General features: G+C 70.3%; 16 protein-coding genes and 1 tRNA gene. 10 read left to right on the top strand and 7 right to left on the bottom strand.

The window, feature by feature from the left end:
- Positions 1–200: 200 nt before the first annotated feature.
- The 3 genes from ABD374_RS00970 to ABD374_RS00960 form a co-directional block, all read right to left on the bottom strand.
- A complete protein-coding gene (locus ABD374_RS00970) occupies positions 201–4,199 on the bottom strand; it encodes an nSTAND1 domain-containing NTPase (protein ID WP_344489025.1) in 3,999 nt (1,332 codons plus the stop codon).
- A gap of 706 nt (positions 4,200–4,905) precedes the next feature.
- Positions 4,906–4,979 (bottom strand) — tRNA-Pro (locus ABD374_RS00965).
- A 150-nt stretch (positions 4,980–5,129) separates the two neighbouring features.
- The gene (locus ABD374_RS00960) at positions 5,130–6,077 is read right to left on the bottom strand and encodes a metallophosphoesterase (RefSeq protein ID WP_344489022.1); all 948 of its coding nucleotides are present in this window, start codon (positions 6,075–6,077) and stop codon (positions 5,130–5,132) included.
- Between the two features lie 76 nt (positions 6,078–6,153).
- On the opposite strand from ABD374_RS00960, the gene ABD374_RS00955 reads away from it, so the two are divergent.
- Positions 6,154–6,618: a GatB/YqeY domain-containing protein gene (locus tag ABD374_RS00955; protein ID WP_344489020.1), complete on the top strand. Its 465-nt coding sequence runs from the start codon at positions 6,154–6,156 to the stop codon at positions 6,616–6,618.
- Positions 6,619–6,740: 122 nt separating this feature from the next.
- On the opposite strand, the gene ABD374_RS00950 is transcribed toward ABD374_RS00955, so the two are convergent.
- On the bottom strand, positions 6,741–8,942 hold the full coding sequence (locus ABD374_RS00950; RefSeq protein WP_344489017.1) for a transglycosylase domain-containing protein: 2,202 nt from the start codon (positions 8,940–8,942) through the stop codon (positions 6,741–6,743).
- Between the two features lie 407 nt (positions 8,943–9,349).
- Between ABD374_RS00950 and ABD374_RS00945 the strand changes: the two genes are divergently transcribed.
- Complete coding sequence (locus ABD374_RS00945) at positions 9,350–9,691, top strand: WhiB family transcriptional regulator (protein WP_344489015.1); 342 nt, start codon at positions 9,350–9,352, stop codon at positions 9,689–9,691.
- Here ABD374_RS00945 and bagB read toward each other — a convergent pair.
- Together bagB and bagA are read right to left on the bottom strand one after the other, a co-directional pair.
- On the bottom strand, positions 9,688–11,046 hold the full coding sequence (gene bagB, locus ABD374_RS00940; protein ID WP_344489013.1) for an ATPase BagB: 1,359 nt from the start codon (positions 11,044–11,046) through the stop codon (positions 9,688–9,690). The genes ABD374_RS00945 and bagB overlap by 4 nt on opposite strands.
- Positions 11,043–12,032, bottom strand: a complete 990-nt coding sequence (bagA, locus tag ABD374_RS00935) for an ATPase BagA (protein WP_344489010.1) — start codon at positions 12,030–12,032, stop codon at positions 11,043–11,045. The genes bagB and bagA overlap by 4 nt, the downstream gene beginning before the upstream one ends.
- Before the next feature lie 71 nt (positions 12,033–12,103).
- Between bagA and sp36 the strand changes: the two genes are divergently transcribed.
- From sp36 to ABD374_RS00915, 4 genes are all read left to right on the top strand, one after another.
- On the top strand, positions 12,104–12,265 hold the full coding sequence (sp36, locus tag ABD374_RS00930; protein ID WP_019355547.1) for a Sp36 family protein: 162 nt from the start codon (positions 12,104–12,106) through the stop codon (positions 12,263–12,265).
- Positions 12,262–12,741, top strand: coding sequence for a RidA family protein (locus ABD374_RS00925; RefSeq protein ID WP_344489007.1), 480 nt, complete (start codon positions 12,262–12,264; stop codon positions 12,739–12,741). The genes sp36 and ABD374_RS00925 overlap by 4 nt, the downstream gene beginning before the upstream one ends.
- Positions 12,742–12,826: 85 nt before the next feature.
- Positions 12,827–13,732 carry an NUDIX hydrolase gene (locus tag ABD374_RS00920; RefSeq protein ID WP_344489004.1) on the top strand — a complete coding sequence of 302 codons (906 nt, stop codon included), beginning with the start codon at positions 12,827–12,829 and terminating at the stop codon, positions 13,730–13,732.
- On the top strand, positions 13,729–14,559 hold the full coding sequence (locus ABD374_RS00915; RefSeq protein ID WP_344489001.1) for an MBL fold metallo-hydrolase: 831 nt from the start codon (positions 13,729–13,731) through the stop codon (positions 14,557–14,559). The genes ABD374_RS00920 and ABD374_RS00915 overlap by 4 nt, the downstream gene beginning before the upstream one ends.
- Before the next feature lie 267 nt (positions 14,560–14,826).
- Here ABD374_RS00915 and ABD374_RS00910 read toward each other — a convergent pair whose 3' ends face one another.
- The gene (locus ABD374_RS00910) at positions 14,827–15,501 is read right to left on the bottom strand and encodes a Crp/Fnr family transcriptional regulator (protein ID WP_014046869.1); all 675 of its coding nucleotides are present in this window, start codon (positions 15,499–15,501) and stop codon (positions 14,827–14,829) included.
- 251 nt (positions 15,502–15,752) lie between these two features.
- On the opposite strand from ABD374_RS00910, the gene nth reads away from it, so the two are divergent.
- The 4 genes from nth to ABD374_RS00890 all read left to right on the top strand — a co-directional run bounded on the left by nth (position 15,753) and on the right by ABD374_RS00890 (position 20,055).
- Complete coding sequence (nth, locus tag ABD374_RS00905; protein ID WP_425577089.1) at positions 15,753–16,616, top strand: endonuclease III; 864 nt, start codon at positions 15,753–15,755, stop codon at positions 16,614–16,616.
- Positions 16,617–16,680: 64 nt separating this feature from the next.
- On the top strand, positions 16,681–17,421 hold the full coding sequence (locus ABD374_RS00900) for an NUDIX hydrolase (RefSeq protein WP_344488994.1): 741 nt from the start codon (positions 16,681–16,683) through the stop codon (positions 17,419–17,421).
- A 12-nt stretch (positions 17,422–17,433) separates the two neighbouring features.
- Complete coding sequence (locus ABD374_RS00895) at positions 17,434–18,639, top strand: MarP family serine protease (RefSeq protein WP_344488991.1); 1,206 nt, start codon at positions 17,434–17,436, stop codon at positions 18,637–18,639.
- A gap of 45 nt (positions 18,640–18,684) precedes the next feature.
- Positions 18,685–20,055: a 6-phospho-beta-glucosidase gene (locus ABD374_RS00890; RefSeq protein ID WP_344488988.1), complete on the top strand. Its 1,371-nt coding sequence runs from the start codon at positions 18,685–18,687 to the stop codon at positions 20,053–20,055.
- Positions 20,056–20,103 lie beyond the last annotated feature (48 nt).

Genomic DNA, 20,103 nt, shown 5'->3' with positions numbered 1-20,103 from the left:
CACCAGCGATCGGGCCGTAGCCAACAGTAACAAGGCCGTTTGTGCGGCGGGACCCGGATGCTCAGCTGAAACGAGGCGTTGTGATCGGGATCACGCAGCGCAAGCCGCAGGGGGAATCAGGGACCAGGGCCGCTGCAGAGAGGATTGCAGCATCCCGCATGATGCCCTGGGAACATGCCGTCGGCTGAGCCTCGGGTCAGCTACTGGTCACAGGGAGGCTCGTACGAGAGGCGGGGCAGATACTCGGCCCATTTCTCCGGAGTCAGTACGCCCCCCGTGGTCGAACAGATGCGACGAATGGCCTCGTCGACGTCCAGGTTCCACAGCCGGACCGTATCGGTCCCGCTCGACACTCCGAGCCTGTGGCTTCTGGGGCTGAACGCCAAGAAATTGCCTGTCTTGGCGTTGGGGCTCATCGATTGACCGATGGGAGCGGCCTTGGACGGGAGGTCGACGTTCCAGAGTCGGACCGTGTTGTCGTTGCCACCGCTCGCCAGGGTGCTGCCGTCCGGGCTGAACGTCAGCGATACGACCGCTTCGGTGTGGCCCGTGAGGGAAGAGGCCAGCCGGGTCGCCCTGCGGGAGTCGGTGACGTTCCAGAGCCGGACCGTGTTGTCGTCGCTCCCGCTGGCCAATGTATGGCCGTCCGGACTGTAGGCGAGCGCGTTGATGGGGCCGAGGTGTCCCGTGAGCGGCGCGCCGAGTTGGGCGGCACGACGTGGGTCGCCCACCTTCCACAGCCGGATGGTGTCGTCCGCGCTGCCGCTGGCCAGAGTGCGGCTATCCGGGCTGAACACGAGGGCGTTGACGTAGCCCTTGTGACCGGAGAGCGGAGCGCCAAGTGGGAGAAGGCGGGACGGATCGCTAACGTTCCACAACTGTATGGTGCGGTCGTCATGGGCGGTTGCCAGCGTGCGGCCGTCCGGGCTGAACGCCAGCGCGCCGGGGCCGGCGAACCGTGTCTGCAGCGCGACGGGCGGCCCATGGGGGACAGGCCCGGTCGGATCGGTGACATCCCACAGTTGTACTGCGCGGCTTCCCGTCAACACCGCGAGTGTGTGGCCGTCGGGGGAGACGGCCAGCGAACGCACGTCACCCTTCCCAGGCATGAACGGTTTGCCCAGCGACACGGGCCGCTTGGGGTTCTCCACGTTCCACAGCCGAACCCTCCCGTCGCGCGCGGCCGTGGCGAGCACTCGCCCGTCCGGGCGGAACGCTCCGATTCGGCCGATCATGTCCGACGTCGGTATCGACCACAGGCGGACCTTGTTGTCGCCGTTCCCGGTGGCGAGGGTTCGGCCATCGGGGCTGAAGCCCAAGGCGTACATCTCGCCGCTGCTCCCTGCGAGGGGCTCGCCGACCTGAGACGGGTATGCCGGATCGCTGACGTTCCACAAGGTTGCGGTGCTGTCTGCGCTGCCGGCGGCGAGCATGGCTCCGTCGGGGCTGAAGGCCACTGACCATACGCGCCCGGTGTGGCCGGTGAGCGGCGCGCCGCGTTGGGCGGCATGACGTGGGTCGGCCACGTTCCAGAGCCGGATGGTGTCGTCCGCGCTGCCGCTGGCGAGAGTGCGGCCATCGGGGCTGAAGGCCACGGAGTGCACCGTGCCCTCGTGGCCGGTCAGCACCGTGTCGATCGGCGTCGGACGACGGGGATCGGCCATGCCCCACAGCCTGATCGTGTCGTCGTCGCCACCAGCTGCCAGCGTCCGTCCGTCGGGGCTGAACGCCACGGAGCGCACAGCGTCGGTGTGGCCGGTCAAGGCGCCGAGCGCCTTGGGACGGCGCGGGTCCTCCACGTCCCACAGTCGAACGGTGCGATCTTCACCGGCGGAGGCCAGAGTGTGCCCGTCCGGGCTGAAGGTGAGCAGGTAGATCGTGCTGCCGTGGCCGGTCGAGGGCGCATCGAGCGGCTGTGGGTGACTGGGATCCTGCACGTCCCACAGCTGGATCGTGCCGTCGTCCGAAGCGCTGGCGAGGGTGCGGCCGTCCGGGCTGAAGACCGCGCTACTCACCCAACTCGTGTGGCCGGTGAGGGGCTTGCCCAGCTGTTCGGGGCGAGACGGGTCTGTCACGTCCCACAGTCGAACGGTCCGGTCGTAGCTGGCCGTGGCCAGGACCCGCCCGTTCGGGCTGAACGAGGTGAGGTAGACGGCACCGGTGTGGCCAAAAAGCGGCGTGGCCAGCGGCGCGTTCACAATCGAGATCAACCGATTGCTCGTGCCTTCGTCGTCCGGCCGCAAGCGGTGAGCCACCAGGTCGAGCTGAGCGGACAACGACGGGTCGGTGTACTGGACGCGATCGGCTTCGGCGACCACCTGCTCGAACACGGCATCGCCCCGCTGCTGCCACGCGACGACCGCCGAACCGACGGCCAGCATCGCCAGGACGATCAGAGCCGACACCGCACCACGGCTAATCCAGACTGTGCGCCTGCGCAGTCTGACCGAAGCAGCCAGGAATTCCACCGCGCTCCGGGTCAGAGAGGCGTCACCAGCAGATTTCGCCCAGTTGTCGGCCTGCTCCAGACGGGAACCCCGGTAGAGCAGTGACACGTCGCGGTTCGCGCCCTCCCAGGCCCTGCCGTCCTCCTCCAGTCGCTGGCGCAGCAGGTTGCCGGTCCTGTCCTCGTCGATCCAGTCGCGCAGGCGTGGCCAGGCGTGAAGCAGAGCTTCATGGGTGATTTCCACGGTCTCCGCGTCGAGCGTCACCAATCGGGCGTGAACCAGTGCTTCGAGTGATTCCTTGGTCTTGTTCGGGTCTGTGGACTCTTCCGCCAATTGGCGCCGCGTCCCCCGCCTACGGGTGGCCTGGGTGTCTTCGCCCAGCCTGACCAGCCTGAGGAGGAGCAGTCTCGCGGCCGTGCGTGCTGCAGGGTCGAGGCTCGACCAGGCCCGCTCGGCGGTCGCCGCCACCGCTCCCTGGATTCCGCCCGCCGCGCGGTAGCCGGCCAGCGTCAGCCTCCCCGCCTTTCGTCGCTGCCAGGTGGCGAGCAGGGCGTGGGAGAGGAGCGGCAGTGCCCCCGCGCCGTGCCCTCCGCGGGGGCCGTCAGCGCTCACTTCCCGGACGATCAGTTCTGCCAGCCCAGGTTCGAGTTCCATACCCACGGCCTTGGCCGGGCCCGTCACCGCTTCGCGCAGCTCCGTGGTGGTCAGTGGCCCGAGCACCATGTGCCGGTGTTGAAGCGCGTCGGCCAGTTCGGGATACCCGAGGCATTGCTCGTAGAAGTCGGCGCGTATGCCGAGGACTACGAGCGCGGGGGCGGGGTCACCCGAGTCGGCGTGCGTGCACGCAGCGTGGAGGAGCTGGATGAAAGTACGCCTGGCCGCCTCGTGGGAGCAGAGGGTGAACGCCTCCTCGAACTGATCCACGATGACAACGGGACGGGCGGGGGAGGACGTCCGGCGTTGCGACCACGCGGTGAAGGCATCCCTCACCGTGTGCTCGAATTGCGGAATATCAGGCTCCGCGGCAGAGACCACAGGTGCGAGCTCAGGGATCTGGTGGGTCAGCTCCGCGAGAGGATCGCCTCCCGGCACGAGCTGGAGTACCTCCCTCGCCTGGCTGTCCCCGTCGCCCAATGCGCCGTTCTGCAATGCGGGCACCAAGCCGGCGTTCAGCAGGGAGGACTTTCCCGCCCCTGAGGCGCCCACGAGCATGACCAAGCCACCTGTCTTCTCCGCTGCGCGGAGCTGATCAACGAGGACATCCGTGCTCCGCTCTCGGCCGAAGAACCACCGGGCGTCTTGCTGACGGTACGGAGCCAGCCCCCGGTATGGGCACACACCACGGGGGACAGCCGGGGCTTCGATCGGGGGACGTTCCTCCTTTTCCGAGGATGTCGCGGCGCGGTCGCCGACTGGGTCGGCCACCGCGCGCTCCCACAGCCGCTGCCACTGGGCCAGGTCGTACAGTCCCGTGGACACCGGCGTGGGCTGCGAGCGCCGTGCTTGGGGGATCAGGATGTGCAGCACTACTGCGAGGGCGGCGAACTGGGCAGGCACGTTCTTGGCTCGTCGCCAGTCGCTGATCCGCTGAGCGGACACCCGCACTGGCCGGCCACGTTCGTCGACCCGCTGAAGCTGGACGACCGCCTCAGCCACGCGCTTGAGGGGAGGGTTGCCGGCCTCCTTGTACAGCAGCGCGAGACGTTCCGCGAAGGCTGTGCGTGCCTCTGAGTCGGAACTCAAGGCCTCCACCCCTTACTTCCCCGCACCTGGACATCCGGACCGGAAAACTCACTCTATATGGCTGACCTGCGGTTAAGCCCTTGGCTTTATGCCGGGACCTCCTCGGCGGGAGCCACAGCTGACAGGATCACGAAGCAGCGAAGCAGCCACGCGTCGTCCGGACAGGCCACCAGCTCAGTGCTCGGAGCGCCGGCTCATGACGCGCATGTCCTCGGTCAGTTTCCGCCGGAGTTGCGAGACGGTGGCGACGATCTCGTCGCGTCAGCCTGAAGATCCGTGGAGCCGGTCCCATCCGGACCGCCGACGCGTCGACCACGGGTCCGGCCATTCCTCGATCCGCGCCGTGCCAGCGCGGATCGACTCCCTGTCGCGTCGTTCGGTACCGGTCCCCACGAGGGGAGGGACCGGTGCCGAACGACGCGACAGGGCGTGCAGGCCGGTGCGCGGCTGTCCGACGCGGGAGCGATCGCACGCCGCCGTTCACATCGTTGGCCGTGTCGGATGTCGATCACGCACAGTTCGATGCCGCGCCAGGCGTGCAAGAGGGAGCCGCTGAAGGGGCGCCAGCGGGCGGCGCCTGGCGGGCGCATTTCAGGTCCACTCCCCGGGGGGATTTTCATGATCCGCTCCCCGCTCACTCCCGAGGCAAGCCCAGGGAACGCGTCAGGCCCGGTTCCCTGAGGAGGAAACCGGGCCTGACCTGGTGTTTCAGCTGTCGGGGTGGCGGGATTTGAACCCACGACCTCTTCGTCCCGAACGAAGCGCGCTGCCAAGCTGCGCTACACCCCGATTGTCGCGCGCGTTGCGGCGACATCGATTACTTTAGCGGACGCACGCCCGGAGGCGAAATCCGGTTTTGCGGCCTCGCGGGCCGGGCCGCAGGGCCGGTGACCACGCGGGTGGTGTCGTCCGTCGCCGCCCCGCGGTGGGCCCGCTCCCTCAGGGGCGCGCCACGAGCGTCAGCAGGGTCGCCTCCGGCGGACACGCGAAGCGGACCGGGGTGTAGCGGTTGGTGCCGCAGCCCGCCGAGACGTGGAGGTAGGCGCGCCGGCCCTCGGCGGAGTGCGTCGAGAGGCCCTTCGCCCGGTCCGTGTCGATGTCGCAGTTGGTGACCAGGGCCCCGTAGAAGGGGATGCAGAGCTGGCCGCCGTGCGTGTGACCGGCCAGGATCAGCGGGTAGCCGTCGCCGGTGAAGGAGTCGAGCGAGCGCAGGTACGGGGCGTGGACCACGCCGATGGAGAGGTCGGCCGAGCGGTCCGGGCCGCCGGCGACCTCGGTGTACCTGTCCCGCTTGATGTGCGGGTCGTCGACGCCGGTGAAGGCGATCTCCATGCCGTCGAGCCCGCCGAGCTTGAGCCGGCCCCGGGTGTTGGTGAGGTTCACCCAGCCCGCCGCGTCGAAGCCGTCGCGCAGCCGCTCCCACGGGTTGTGCACGACGCCGACGGCCGGTGCGTTGCCGTTCAGGCCGTGCTTGCCCTGGGCCTTCTCGATGAGGTAGCGCGCGGGGTTGCGGAGCTTGGGGCCGTAGTAGTCGTTGGAGCCGAAGACGTAGACCCCCGGGAACTCCATCAGCGGGCCGAGCGCGTCCAGCACCTCCGGCACGCCCTCCGGGTCGGAGAGGTTGTCGCCCGTGTTGACGACGAAGTCGGGACGCAGGCCGGCCAGCGACTGGAGCCAGCGCTGCTTCTTGCGCTGCCCGCTCACCATGTGGATGTCTGAGACCTGGAGTACGCGCAGGGGCCGGGCCCCCGGCGGGAGTACGGGCACGGTCACCCGGCGGAGCCGGAACGAGCGGGCCTCGAATCCGGCGGCGTAGGCGAGGCCGGCCGCGCCAACAGCCGTGATTCCTGCGGTGACTTTCAGGGGTACCCCGTAACGTGCGCGCATGTGCCCATCGTCGCAGACGGCCCGGGCGCACGAAATCGGTGGGCGTCAGCCGGTGCGCACCTGCCACACTTGGCCCATGACCACGCTCAAGTCCAAGCTCCAGGAAGACCTCACCGCCGCCATCAGGGCGCGCGACGAGCTGACCTCGTCCACGCTCCGGCTGACCCTCACCGCGATCACCAAGGAAGAGGTCGGCGGCAAGACGGCGCGCGAGCTCTCCGACGACGAGGTGCAGAAGGTGATCGCCAAGGAGGCGAAGAAGCGCCGCGAGGCGGCCGAGGCCTTCACCCAGGGCGGCCGGACCGAGTCGGCCGAGCGTGAGCTGGCGGAGGGCAGGATCCTCGACGCGTACCTGCCGCAGCAGCTGAGCGACGGCGAGCTGGAAGCCGTCGTCGGGCAGGCGGTCGAAGAGGCGAAGGCCGCGGGCGCCGAGGGGCCGCGCGCGATGGGCGCGGTCATGAAGATCGTGAACCCGAAGGTGGCGGGCCGCGCCGAGGGCGGCCGGGTCGCGGCCGCGGTGAAGAAGCTCCTGGCGGGCTGAGCACGTCGTACACCCGTACGCACCCGTACACAGGCGTAGGGGTGCACGCAGGCGCGGTACGGCGGAAGGGGCGCCCGGTGGTCTTCACCGGGCGCCCCTTCCGCTGTGTGTGCCGCCGCTGCCTACGGCCCGTTCCCGCCCCGGCCGCCACCATTGCCCCGGCCACCGCCGTTGCCCCGGTCGCTGTCGCCGGGCCTGCTGTCACCGGGCTTGTTGTCGTCGCCCTCGTCCCGGTCGTCCTTGTCCCTGCCCTTGTCCTTGCCCGGCTTCGGGATGTGGACGGTGTTGAAATCGGGCGCCGGTTCGCCGTCCAGCGCGCCGCTCATCGCGTCCTTCCAGATCGGCCCCGGGACCTGGCCGCCGTAGACCTTGGAGTGGTAGACGCCGCCGATGGTGATGTTCTCCATCGAGACCTGCTCGGCGCCGGCCGCGCCGACCCAGACCGCGCCGGACAGGTTCGGCGTGTAGCCGACGAACCAGGCGTTGTGGCGGCTGTCCGTCGTACCCGTCTTGCCGGCGTTGTCGCGGCTGGTGAGCCCGGCCTCCTGGCCGGTACCGGAGTCGACCACACCCATGAGCAGGGTGTTGATGGTGTCGGCGGTCCTCTCGGACATCGCCCGCGAGCAGGACGACTTGGGCACCGGCAGGCTCTTGCCCTGCGCGGTCGTGACCGCCTCGATGAAGACCGGCGTGCAGTACGTGCCGCGGTTGGCGAAGGTCGCGTACGCGTTCGCCATCGTCAGCGGGGACATGCCCTCCGTGCCCAGCGAGATCGCGGGCACTTCCTTCAGCTTCTGTCCGTCGGCCGTGACGACGCCGAGCTTGCCGGCCATCTTCGTCACCGGGCAGATGCCGATGTCCTCGATCATCTGGATGAAGTAGGTGTTGACCGAGAGGGCCATCGCCTCCTGCAACGGGTACGGGCCCACCTCGGACTCGGACTCGTTCGGCACCCGCTCGCCGCCGACGTTGACCCAGGGGCTGCTGCCGCAGGTCTGCACCGTCGGGTAGTCCATCTCGAACGGTGACGAGTAGGTCTTCGTCGCCGGGATGCCCTGCTCCAGGGCCGCGGCCGCCACGAACGGCTTGAAGGTCGAGCCGGTCGGGAAGCCGTAGGCCGATCCGCCCATCTTCTTGTCGGCGGAGAAGTTGATCGTCGTCTCGTTGTTCCCGAAGCCGTACGGCCGGGACTGGCCCATGCCGAGGACCTTGCCGCTGCCGGGCTCGACCAGCGTGACGGCCGTCGCGACCTTGTCGGACTGGTAGACGTGGTTCTTGATCGACGCCTGCACCGACCCCTGCGCCTTCGGGTCCAGCGTCGTGCGGATCTTCAGGCCGCCCTTGTTCCAGACCTTGATCCGCTCCTCCTTGGTCTTCCCGAAGACCGGGTCGGACAGGAAGACCTCGCGCACGTAGTCGCAGAAGAAGCCCGCGCCGCTGACGGCGGTGATGCAGCCGTTCTTGGGCCTGCTGACGTTCAGCTCGAGCGGGGTGGCCATCGCCCGGTCGGCCTCGGCCTGCGGGACGGCGTGGACGTCGGCCATGCGCTGGAGCACGGTGTTGCGCCGCTTGGTCGCCTCTTCGGAGTCGTTGACCGGGTCGTAGCGGGTCGGCGACTGCACGATGCCGGCCAGCAGCGCGGCCTCCTCCAGCTCGAGGTCCTTGGCGGACTTGCTGAAGTAGCGCTTGGACGCGGACTCGACGCCGTACGCCTGCTGCCCGAAGAAGGTGATGTTGAGGTAGTTCTCGAGGATCTTGTTCTTGCCCAGCTCTTCCTCGACCTGGATCGCGTACTTGAGTTCGCGGACCTTGCGGCCGATCGTCTGCTGGGTGGCCTGGGCGACCTTGGTGCGGTCGTCACCGGCCTCCTCGACGAAGACGTTCTTGACGTACTGCTGGGTGAGGGTCGACGCGCCCTCCGAGACGCCGCCCGTCTGGGCGTTGCGGTTGGCCGCGCGCAGCACACCCTTGAGGTCGATCGCCCCGTGCTCGTAGAAGCGCGCGTCCTCGATCGCGATGATCGCCTTCTGCATGTACGGGGAGATGTCCTTCAGGTCCACGACGGTGCGGTCACGCGAGTAGACCGTGGCGATGGGTCCGCCCTGCGCGTCGAGGATGGTGGTGCGCTGGCTCAGCGGCGGCGTCTTGAGGTTCGCGGGAATCTCGTCGAATCCCTCGACCGTCCCCTTGGCCGCGAGACCCAGCGCTCCGGCCGCCGGCAGTGCGATGCCCGCCAGTACGGCTCCGGAGAGCGCGGCGACACCGATGAATTTGGCGGCCTGCTGGGCCTTGGTGAGACCCCCGCCCGAGCGCTTTTTTGGCATGGGGGCAGCCTACGTTCTCATTCGCCGGACACGCGTATAGGCCTTGGCCTAAGCTGCTGCCAACTGTCACAGCAGTGCGGTTTCGCATCAAGCCCCCTGACATCGCCGGTGTCAAATTCCGTCAGCTCCGGAATGGGGCACACACATGTCCGATTCCGCCTCGTGCGTCACGTGGTTTCCGTTGTGACACGACCGAACTTCCCCGCTTTGCCGGGTTGGTTACGTATGCCCTCGCATCACTCCGTCGGGTGATCTGTCGCTTACGCATAGTCCGTTCGGGCCATTCAAGATTGGGCCCGAAGGGGGTGTTGCGCTGTGTCCACCTTCCGTAACGTCCTCAACTGGCAGCGGTGAATATGCCGCTGTCGCCGTGGGGGAGCCTCGATTCGGGAGAGGACGGCGCCGGTATGGGCTGGGTAACCGACTGGAGTGCGCAGGCAGCCTGCCGCACTACCGATCCGGATGAACTGTTCGTACAAGGAGCAGCGCAGAACAGGGCCAAGGCGGTGTGCACCGGATGTCCGGTGCGGACCGAGTGCCTGGCCGACGCGTTGGACAACCGCGTCGAGTTCGGCGTGTGGGGCGGCATGACGGAACGGGAGCGGCGCGCACTTCTGCGCCGGCGCCCCACCGTCACTTCCTGGCGCCGGCTCCTTGAGACCGCTCGTACCGAGTACGAGCGCAGCACGGGCATCCTGGTCGAGGACGACGAGACCGGGGCGTACATCGAGTACGCGGCTGTGGGTTAGTCCGACCGGGCGGCCCCATCGGGCTCGGCGGCCTCACCGGCGGCGAGCCGGTCAGCGATGGCCCGGAGTCCCACCAGGTCATGCACGTCGCCCGGGAGGGCGGCCACTTCGACCACCGCCACCTCGGGGTGGAGTGCGGTGAAGCGGTCACGTGTGCGTTGTTCGCGCGCGAGGACGTGCATGCGCTCGGCATGCAGGCGCAGCAGACCCGCCGTCAACTGCTCCACGGTGCGGTGGGTGTCACTGCTGTGGGTGTCGCCGGGGCCGTGGTCCTGAGTGGGGTCCGGTGCGGTTCCGGGAGGGGTCTCGTCATCGACTTCCGCGTCGGGAGAGGTGGCCGAGGAGTCACGAACACCAGCCTTCCCGGCCTCCTGATCCACAATGCGGCCCTCGTCAAGATTTTCCGCGGCGGCAAGCGCCCGCTCGGCCGAGAGCTGGGAAGCGCCGCTGCCGTGAACCCGGTTGAGTACGAGTCCGGCGAACGGCATCTCCTCCGCCGCCAGCCGCTCGACGAAGTACGCGGCCTCGCGCAGGGCGTCCCGCTCCGGTGCGGCGACCACCAGGAACGCCGTGCCGGGCGCCTGGAGCAGCCGGTACGTCGCGTCCGCACGCGTGCGGAAGCCGCCGAACATGGTGTCCATGGCGGCCACGAACGTCTGCACGTCGCCCAGCAGCTGGCCGCCCATCAGCTTGCTGAGGGTGCCCGTCATCATCGACATGCCGACGTTGAGGAACTTCATCCCGGCCCGGCCGCCCACCTTCGCGGGCGCCATCAGCACCCGGATGAACTTGCCGTCCAGGAACGATCCGAGCCGCTTCGGCGCGTCGAGGAAGTCGAGGGCGGACCGGCTCGGCGGGGTGTCGACGAGGATCAGGTCCCACTCGTCGCGCGCCCGCAGCTGGCCCAGCTTCTCCATCGCCATGTACTCCTGCGTGCCCGCGAAACCGGCCGACAGGGACTGGTAGAAGGGGTTCTCCAGGATCGCGCGGGCCCGCTCGGCGTCCGCGTGCGCCTCGACGATCTCGTCGAAGGTCCGCTTCATGTCGAGCATCATCGCGGAGAGCTCGCCGCCGGCCGACTCGTCTATGCCCTTCACCCGGCGCGGGGTGTTGTCCAGCGCGTCGATGCCCATGGACTGGGCGAGCCTGCGGGCCGGGTCGATGGTGAGGACGACGACCTTCCGGCCGCGCTCGGCCGCCCGTACCCCCAGGGCCGCCGCGGTCGTCGTCTTGCCGACGCCGCCCGACCCGCAGCACACGATGATGCGGGTGGCCGGGTCGTCGAGCAGCGGGTCGATGTCCAGCACGGGTGCCGCGTCCATCGCGTCCGCCGTGTCCGTCGCGTTCGCGGTCATGCAGTTCCCCCAGGGGCGATACGGTTCCGCAGTTCCTTCCCCAGCCGGTAGAGCCCGGCGAGGTCCATGCCCTCGCCGAGCAGCGGCAGTTCGTACGCCGTCAGACCCAGCCGGGCCAGTACGGCGCGCTGCTCGCGCTCCAGCTCGACGCGTTGTGCGTGCTCCGCGGCCTGTTCGAGGAGCGGGTCGATGAGGCGCTCGGCGAGACCGCCGCGGCGCGCGCCGCCCAGTCCGGCCCGCGAGAGCGCCCTGGCGACGTCCGCGCGCCGCTCACCGGCCGCGGTGCGCAGCGCGTCCTCGTCGAGGTGGTGGGGCCGGACCATGTTCACGATGACGTTGCCGACGGGCAGCTCGGCGGCGCGCAGCTCGGCGATGCCGTCGGCGGTCTCCTGGACCGGCATCTCCTCCAGCAGCGTCACCAAGTGGACCGCGGTCTCCGGTGACTTGAGGACGCGCATGACGGCCTGGGCCTGGTTGTGTATCGGGCCGAACCTGGCCAGTCCCGCCACCTCGTCGTTGACGTTGAGGAAGCGCGTGATGCGGCCGGTGGGCGGCGCGTCCATCACGACGTAGTCGTACGCGTAACGGTTCTGCTTGTCCCGGCGGCGGACGGCCTCGCAGGCCTTGCCGGTCAGCAGCACGTCCCTGAGGCCCGGTGCGATGGTGGTCGCGAAGTCGATCGCGCCGAGCTTCTTGAGCGCCCGGCCGGCTCCTCCGAGTTTGTAGAACATCTGGAGGTAGTCGAGGAGCGCGCGTTCGGCGTCTATCGCGAGGGCGTACACCTCCCCGCCGCCCGGTGCGACAGCGATCTTGCGCTCTTCGTACGGAAGCGCTTCCGTCTCGAAGAGCTGCGCGATCCCCTGCCTGCCCTCGACCTCCACGAGGAGGGCGCGTTTGCCCTCCGTCGCGAGGGCGAGCGCGAGTGCCGCGGCCACCGTGGTCTTTCCGGTACCGCCCTTGCCGCTGACGACCTGGAGCCTGCTCACGTCCTGGAGCCTAACCAGTCGGGGCCCGGCCTACGCAGGAGGCTGCCTGTGGCAGGCACTACAGTCGCCGTATGACCAAGTGGGAATACTCGACCGTGCCCCTTCTCGTGCACGCGACCAAGCAGATTCTGGACACCTGGGGCGAGGACGGCTGGGAGCTCGTCCAGGTCGTGCCCGGGCCGAACAACCCCGAGCAGCTGGTGGCCTACCTGAAGCGGGAGAAGCAGGCATGACAGCCGTGTCCGGTGTGGTGGAGGCGAAGCTCGCGGAGCTCGGCCTGACGCTTCCGGAGGTCGTTCCGCCGCTCGCCGCGTACCAGCCTGCCGTGCGGTCGGGCGTGTACGTCTACACCTCGGGCCAGCTCCCGATGGTGGAGGGCAAGCTTCCGTGCACCGGCAAGGTCGGCGCGGAGGTCACCCCGGAGGAGGCCAAGAACCTGGCGCGTACGTGCGCGCTGAACGCCCTGGCCGCCGTCAAGTCGGTCACCGGCGACCTGGACCGCATCGCGCGTGTCGTGAAGGTCGTCGGCTTCGTCGCCTCCGCCGCGGACTTCACCGGCCAGCCGGCCGTGATCAACGGCGCGAGCGAGCTGCTGGGCTCGGTGCTCGGCGACAAGGGCGTGCACGCGCGCAGCGCGGTGGGCGTGGCGGTGCTGCCGCTCGACGCGCCGGTCGAGATCGAGATCCAGGTCGAGCTCACCTCTGCCTGAGGGCCCATGCCTGTCCGAGGGTCCGGGTCCGCCTGAGGGCCCGGGTCCTCTCGAACATCCAACCGGGACCGGATAGCCTCCGGCCATGTCCAATGGTCAGTGGTACCCGCCCGAGTGGCCGGACCGGATCCGCGCCCTCGCCGGCGGTGAGCTCACCGTCGCGTCCCCCCGGCGGGCCGCCACCGTCATGCTGCTGCGGGACACGGCGGGCGGTCCCGTCGTGCACATGCTGCGCAGACGCGCCTCCATGGCCTTCGCCGGAGGCGCGTACGCGTATCCGGGCGGCGGGGTGGACCCGCGTGACGACGACCACCACGTGGGCTGGGCGGGCCCGTCGCTGGACGACTGGGCCGTGCGGCTGGGCGTGGACCCGGCGTCGGCGCAGGCCATCGTGTGCGCGGCGGTGCGCGAGACGTACGAGGAGGCCGGCGTGCTGCTCGCGGGCCCGACGGCCGGCACCGTGGTCGGCGACACCACGGGCGACGACTGGGAGGCGGACCGCCGGGCGCTGGTCGCCCGGGAACTGTCCTTCGCGGACTTCCTCCGGCGGCGGTCGCTGGTGCTGCGCTCCGACCTGCTGGGCGCGTGGGCGCGCTGGATCACCCCCGAGTTCGAGCCGAAGCGGTACGACACGTGGTTCTTCGTGGCCGCGCTGCCGGCCGGTCAGCGGACCCGCAACGCCTCGACGGAGGCGGACCGCACGGTGTGGATCGGCCCGGTGGAGGCCACCGAGCGCTACGACAGGGGCGAGCTGCTGATGATGCCGCCGACGATCTCGACGCTGCGTACGCTCCAGCCGTACGCCACGGCCGCCGAGGCCCTCGCGGGCGCGGCGGACCAGGACCTGACGCCGGTGCTCGCGCGGGCACGCCTGGAGGGTGACGAGCTGGTGCTGAGCTGGCCGGGCCACGAGGAGTTCACGAAGCGCGTCGGGAACACCGGGACCATGGAGAGTGCCGGGCGCAACGAGAACACGGGAGGCACCGCATGACCGACGCGGCAGCGCTTCCCGGGCAGCCACGCGGCGGCGTGCTCTCCGGGCCCGCCACCGCACGCGCCGTCAACGTCCTGGCTCCGAACGCCTCCGCGATGACCCTCGACGGCACCAACACCTGGATCGTCTCCGAGCCCGGTTCCGACCTGGCGGTCGTCGTCGACCCGGGGCCGCTCGACGACGTACACCTGAGGGCGGTGATCGCCACCGCGGAGGAGGCGGGCAAGCGGGTCGCCCTGACCCTCCTCACCCACGGGCACCCCGACCACGCGGAGGGCGCGGCGCGCTTCGCCGAGCTGACGCGTACGCCCGTACGGGCCCTGGACCCCGCGCTGCGGCTCGGGGACGAGGGGCTCGCGGCGGGGGACGTCGTCACCACCGGGGGGCTGGAGATGCGCGTGGTGGCGACACCGGGGCACACCGCCGACTCGCTCTGCTTCCACCTGCCCGCCGACCGGGCCGTGTTGACGGGCGACACCGTCCTCGGGCGCGGTACGACGGTCGTGGCGCACCCGGACGGGCGGCTCGGCGACTACCTCGACTCGCTGCGGCGGCTGCGGTCGCTGGCGGTCGACGACGGGGTGCGGGTCGTGCTGCCCGGCCACGGGCCCGTCCTGGAAGACGCGCAGGGCGTGGTCGAGTACTACCTGGCCCACCGCGCGAACCGGCTCGCGCAGGTCGAGACGGCCGTCGAGGACGGGTACGTCAGCGCGTCCGAGGTCGTCGCCCATGTGTACGCGGACGTGGACCGGTCACTGTGGCCGGCGGCCGAGCTCTCGGTGCGGGCGCAGCTGGAGTACCTGCGGGACCACGGCCTGATCTGATCAGAGCTCCTCGCGCTCGAACCGGTGGGCGGGGAGGGGGCCGCCCCGTCCGCCGGGCGCGGGATGGCGGTCTCGCCGTATGCCGTAGGTGAAGGACTCACGCGCCGTGCGGTCGTTGCCACGGGGACGGGCGAGCGGGGTGCACTCGCTCCCGAAGGGGCCGGTGATCGGGCGGGCCGGTACGCCGCGGCCACTGACAGCCGGGCCGGGAACGCGGAAGGGCCGCCCCACCGGGGGCGGCCCTTCCGGCAGCCGTACGGGCGCGTACTAGCGCGAGCGCTTCGCCAGGCGCTCCACGTCCAGCAGGATCACGGCCCGCGCCTCCAGGCGCAGCCAGCCGCGGCCCGCGAAGTCGGCGAGGGCCTTGTTGACCGTCTCGCGGGACGCGCCGACCAGCTGGGCCAGCTCTTCCTGCGTCAGGTCGTGCACGACGTGGATGCCCTCCTCCGACTGCACGCCGAAGCGGCGCGACAGGTCGAGGAGCGCACGGGCGACACGGCCCGGCACGTCGGAGAAGACCAGGTCCGACATCTGGTCGTTGGTCTTGCGCAGCCGGCGGGCCACGGCCCGCAGGAGCGCCGTGGCCACCTCCGGGCGGGCGTTCAGCCAGGGCTGGAGGTCGCCGTGGCCGAGACCGAGCAGCTTGACCTCCGTCAGGGCGGTCGCGGTGGCGGTGCGCGGGCCCGGGTCGAAGAGCGACAGCTCACCGATCAGCTCGCCGGGGCCGAGGACGGCCAGCATGTTCTCGCGGCCGTCGGGGGAGGTGCGGTGCAGCTTCACCTTGCCCTCGGTCACCACGTACAGGCGGTCGCCGGGGTCGCCCTCGTGAAAGAGGGCGTCGCCGCGAGCGAGCGTCACCTCACTCATCGAGGCGCGGAGCTCCGCGGCCTGCTCGTCATCGAGCGCCGCGAAGAGCGGGGCGCGCCGCAGAACGTCGTCCACGAGTTCTCTCCTTGTCGACCTGCTCACAGGAACCGTGGTCACCATGATGCCGGACGGTAAAACGGTGCGATCAATCACAAGTTTGACGTACCGGCGTGCCTGACCGTGCGGCAGGGGGCCCATTGGGTGGGCAATTGGCTGTGACCGGGGCGGATGTCAGTGCTGGGCTTTAGGCTGGCCGGGTGTCCAAATCGCCGGTGAGAGTGCAGGCCAAGGGGGCCGGACAGGTGACTGAAGCCCATGATTCCGCTGTGGGCGAACACGTTCCGGCCCAGCCCAAAAAAGCCAAAAAAGAGGACAAAACACCCAATCCTGTCAAAGTCGCCAAGCCAGTGAAGGCCGCCGGGGCGGAGTCGCGCCTGGGCATGGTCCGCCGCGCCCGCCGGACCAACCGCGAGCTGGCCGAGGTCTACCCGTACGCCCATCCCGAGCTCGACTTCGAGAACCCGTTCGAGCTGCTGGTCGCCACGGTCCTCTCCGCCCAGACCACCGACCTGCGGGTCAACCAGACCACCCCGGCCCTCTTCGCCAAGTACCCGACGCCCGAGGACATGGCGGCCGCGGTCCCCGAGGAGCTGGAGCAGATCATCCGGCCGACGGGTTTCTTCCGCGCCAAGGCCCGCTCCCTGCTCGGTCTGTCCGCGGCCCTGCGGGACAACTTCGGCAGCGAGGTCCCCGGCCGCCTCGAGGACCTGGTCACGCTGCCCGGCGTCGGCCGCAAGACCGCCAACGTCGTGCTGGGCAACGCGTTCGGCGTCCCGGGAATCACGGTCGACACCCACTTCGGGCGGCTCGTGCGCCGCTGGAAGTGGACCGGGCACGAGGACCCGGAGAAGGTCGAGGCGGACATCGCCGCGATCTTCCCGAAGAGCGAGTGGACGATGCTCTCGCACCGGATCATCTTCCACGGCCGCCGCGTCTGCCACTCCCGCAAGCCGGCCTGCGGCGCCTGCCCCATCGCGCACCTGTGCCCGTCCTACGGCGAGGGCGAGACGGACCCGGAGAAGGCGAAGAAGCTCCTCAAGTACGAGATGGGCGGCCACCCCGGGCAGCGGCTGAAGCCCCCGCCGGGCTTCCCGGGAGAGCCGGCGCCCCCACTGGGGGCCACCGAGTGACGGGCGTACGAAATGGTGCGGAACGAACAGGCCCGCTTCGGGCGTTGTAACGACGGGGGTGCCCATGGCGCGTAGGAGCGAGACGTACGACAGCGGGACGGCCGGGGCTGCCGGGACCGTGGAGGCGGGCGGCCTGCCCGAGGTCGCCGTGACGAGCACCGGGCTGCCCGCGTGGCTCGATCCGGTGGCCGAGGCCGCCCGGTCCGTGCGCCCCGAGCAGCTCAGCCGCTTCCTGCCGCCCGAGAGCGGCGCCGGGCGCCAGTCGGCCGTACTGATCCTCTTCGGCGAGGGCGGGAAGGGCCCCGAGCTGCTGCTCATGGAGCGGGCGGGCAGCCTGCGCTCGCACGCGGGACAGCTGTGCTTTCCCGGCGGCGCCCTCGACCCCGCCGACGGTGACCCGGAATCGACAGGTCCGCTGCGTGCCGCGCTCCGCGAGGCCGAGGAGGAAACCGGACTCGACCCCTCGGGCGTCCAGATCTTCGGCGTACTGCCCCGCCTCTACATCCCCGTCAGCGACTTCGTCGTGACGCCCGTCCTCGGCTGGTGGTGCGAGCCGAGCCCGGTCGGCGCCGTCGATCCCGCCGAGACCGCGAGCGTGTTCACGGTCTCCGTGGCGGATCTCACGGACCCGGCCAACCGCGTGACGAGCGTGCACCCGCGTGGTCACAGCGGCCCGGCGTTCCTGGTCGGACCGGCGCTGGTCTGGGGTTTCACCGCGGGTGTGATCGACAAGATCCTTCACTACGCGGGCTGGGAGCGGCCCTGGGACCGTTCCCGGCAGGTCCCGCTCGACTGGCACGCGTGACAGGGTGGCCATGTGAACGTCCTGGACATCTTGTTGCTGGTCGCGGCGGTGTGGTTCGCGATCGTCGGGTACCGACAGGGATTCGTCGTCGGCATTCTGTCGGTGATCGGCTTCCTCGGCGGTGGCCTCGTCGCGGTCTACCTGCTGCCCCTCGCGTGGGACCGGCTGACCGACGGATCGGAAGTCGGCTCGACGGCCGCCGTCGTCGCGGTCGTCGTCGTGATCGTCTTCGCCTCGGTGGGCCAGGCCCTCACCACCCACCTCGGCAACAAGCTCCGCAGATACATCACCTGGTCGCCCGCGCGCGTCCTGGACGCCTCGGGCGGCGCGCTGGTCAACGTCGTCGCGATGCTCCTGGTCGCCTGGCTGATCGGCTCCATGCTCGCGCAGACCTCGCTGCCCACGCTGGGCAAGGAGGTCCGTAACTCCAAGGTGCTCCTCGGCGTCTCGCGCGTGATGCCCGATCAGGCGAACATGTGGTTCACGGACTTCAGGTCCGTCCTCGCGCAGAACGGCTTCCCCCAGGTCTTCAGCCCCTTCTCCAACGAGCCCATCACCGAGGTCGAGGCCCCGGACCCGGCGCTCGCGGGAAGCCCCGTCGCCGCCCGCGCGAAGAAGTCCATCGTCAAGGTCGTCGGTACGGCCCCGAGCTGCGGCAAGGTCCTCGAAGGCACCGGCTTCGTCTTCGACGAACGCCGCGTCATGACCAACGCCCACGTCGTGGGAGGCGTCGAGGAGCCGACCGTGCAGATAGGCGGAGAGGGCCGCCGGTACGACGCCACGGTGGTGCTCTACGACTGGGAGCGCGACATCGCCGTACTGGACGTCCCGAACCTCGATGCCCCGGCGCTGGAGTTCACGGGCCCCGACGACGACGCGCGCAGCGGCGACAGCGCGATCGTCGCCGGCTTCCCGGAGAACGGAGCCTACGACGTCCGCTCCGCCCGCGTTCGCGGCCGGATCAACGCCGACGGCCCGGACATCTACCACCACGGCACGGTCCGGCGCGACGTCTACTCGCTCTTCGCGACCGTCCGCCAGGGCAACTCGGGCGGCCCGCTGCTGACGCCCGACGGCAAGGTCTACGGCGTCGTCTTCGCCAAGTCCCTCGACGACGCCGACACGGGGTACGCCCTGACCGCCGACGAGGTCCGCGAGGACATCCGCCTCGGCAGCGCCGCCAACCAGCAGGTCGACAGTCGGGGATGCGCGCTCTGACGGTTCCGACACGCTGACGATTCCGAGAGGCCGGTTCACCCTCACATGCGTCTGACGATCCTCGGTGGCGGCGGTTTCCGCGTCCCCCTCGTGTACGGAGCGCTCCTGCGCGACCGCGCCGGAGGCCGCGTCACCCACGTCACCCTCCACGACCTGGACCGCGCCCGCCTGGCCGCCGTCGCCCATGTCCTCGCCGACCAGGCCGCCGGCGTCCCGGACGCGCCGGCCGTGTCCGTCACCACCGACCTCGACGAGGCCCTGCGCGGCGCCGACTTCGTCTTCTCCGCCATCCGGGTCGGCGGCCTGGAGGGCAGGGCCGCCGACGAGCGCGTCGCCCTCGCCGAGGGCGTCCTGGGCCAGGAGACGGTCGGCGCGGGCGGCATCGCCTACGGACTGCGTACGGTTCCGGTGGCCGTCGACATCGCGCGGCGCGTGGCGCGGCTCGCCCCCGACGCGTGGGTCATCAACTTCACCAACCCCGCCGGCCTCGTCACCGAGGCCATGTCCCGTCACCTCGGCGAGCGCGTCATCGGCATCTGCGACTCGCCCGTGGGCCTCGGGCGCCGCGTCGCCCGCGCGCTCGGCGTCACCGACCCGGCGCGGACACGGCTCGACTACACCGGCCTCAACCACCTCGGCTGGCTGCGCGGGGTGTACGCCGACGACGAGCCCGGCCGGAACCTGCTCCCGGCCCTGTTCGACGACGAGCGCGCCCTGACCTCCTTCGAGGAGGGCAGGCTCTTCGGAGCCGAGTGGCTGCGCTCGCTCGGCTCCGTCCCCAACGAGTACCTGCACTACTACTACTTCAACCGCGAGACGGTCACCGCCTACCGCGAGGCGAAGCAGACCCGCGGCGCGTTCCTGCGCGACCAGCAGGCGCGCTTCTACGACGACATGGCGGACCGCGCGTCGGCGTCGGGCGCCCTGGCCGCGTGGGACCGTACCCGGGCCGAGCGTGAAGCCACGTACATGGCGGAGAACCGGGAGGCGGCGGGCGCGGGCGAGCGCGCCGCCGACGACCTGGAGTCCGGCGGGTACGAGTACGTCGCGCTCGCGCTGATGCGGGCCATCGCCCGTGACGAACGCGCCACGCTCATCCTCAACGTCCGCAACCGGGGCACGCTGCCGCTGCTCGACGACGCGGCCGTCGTCGAAGTCCCCTGCCGGGTCGACGCGGCAGGTGCCCACCCCCTCGCCGTATCACCGCTGACCGGCCACGAGGCGGGCCTGGTGGCCGCGGTCAAGGCGGTGGAGCGGTGCGTACTCCAGGCGGGGGAGAGCGGATCGGCGCGGGCGGCGGTGAAGGCGTTCGCCCTGCATCCGCTCGTCGACTCGGTCACGGTGGCGCGAAGGCTGCTCGACGGTTACCGGAGCGCGCACCCCGGACTCGCCTATCTCACGTCCGGGGTGCGGTAGCTCCAGTGGCTCCGGCAGCGTCAGGTGTGTGCCGGTGTGACAGAGGTG

Origin of the sequence: Streptomyces enissocaesilis (assembly GCF_039533765.1) — a bacterium.
Lineage (GTDB): Bacteria > Actinomycetota > Actinomycetes > Streptomycetales > Streptomycetaceae > Streptomyces > Streptomyces enissocaesilis.
The sequence above is the reverse complement of the archived record's forward strand: the minus strand, read 5'-3'. Positions and strand labels throughout refer to the sequence as shown.

Excerpts from the sequence above, each read along its gene's own strand:
- ABD374_RS00960 (WP_344489022.1), bottom strand. The coding sequence starts at position 6,077 with ATGCGCGCACGTTACGGGGTACCCCTGAAAGTCACCGCAGGAATCACG.
- ABD374_RS00955 (WP_344489020.1), top strand. The coding sequence starts at position 6,154 with ATGACCACGCTCAAGTCCAAGCTCCAGGAAGACCTCACCGCCGCCATC.
- ABD374_RS00950 (WP_344489017.1), bottom strand. The coding sequence starts at position 8,942 with ATGCCAAAAAAGCGCTCGGGCGGGGGTCTCACCAAGGCCCAGCAGGCC.
- ABD374_RS00945 (WP_344489015.1), top strand. The coding sequence starts at position 9,350 with ATGGGCTGGGTAACCGACTGGAGTGCGCAGGCAGCCTGCCGCACTACC.
- bagB (WP_344489013.1), bottom strand. The coding sequence starts at position 11,046 with ATGACCGCGAACGCGACGGACACGGCGGACGCGATGGACGCGGCACCC.
- sp36 (WP_019355547.1), top strand. The coding sequence starts at position 12,104 with ATGACCAAGTGGGAATACTCGACCGTGCCCCTTCTCGTGCACGCGACC.
- ABD374_RS00925 (WP_344489007.1), top strand. The coding sequence starts at position 12,262 with ATGACAGCCGTGTCCGGTGTGGTGGAGGCGAAGCTCGCGGAGCTCGGC.
- ABD374_RS00920 (WP_344489004.1), top strand. The coding sequence starts at position 12,827 with ATGTCCAATGGTCAGTGGTACCCGCCCGAGTGGCCGGACCGGATCCGC.
- ABD374_RS00915 (WP_344489001.1), top strand. The coding sequence starts at position 13,729 with ATGACCGACGCGGCAGCGCTTCCCGGGCAGCCACGCGGCGGCGTGCTC.
- ABD374_RS00900 (WP_344488994.1), top strand. The coding sequence starts at position 16,681 with ATGGCGCGTAGGAGCGAGACGTACGACAGCGGGACGGCCGGGGCTGCC.
- ABD374_RS00890 (WP_344488988.1), top strand. The coding sequence starts at position 18,685 with ATGCGTCTGACGATCCTCGGTGGCGGCGGTTTCCGCGTCCCCCTCGTG.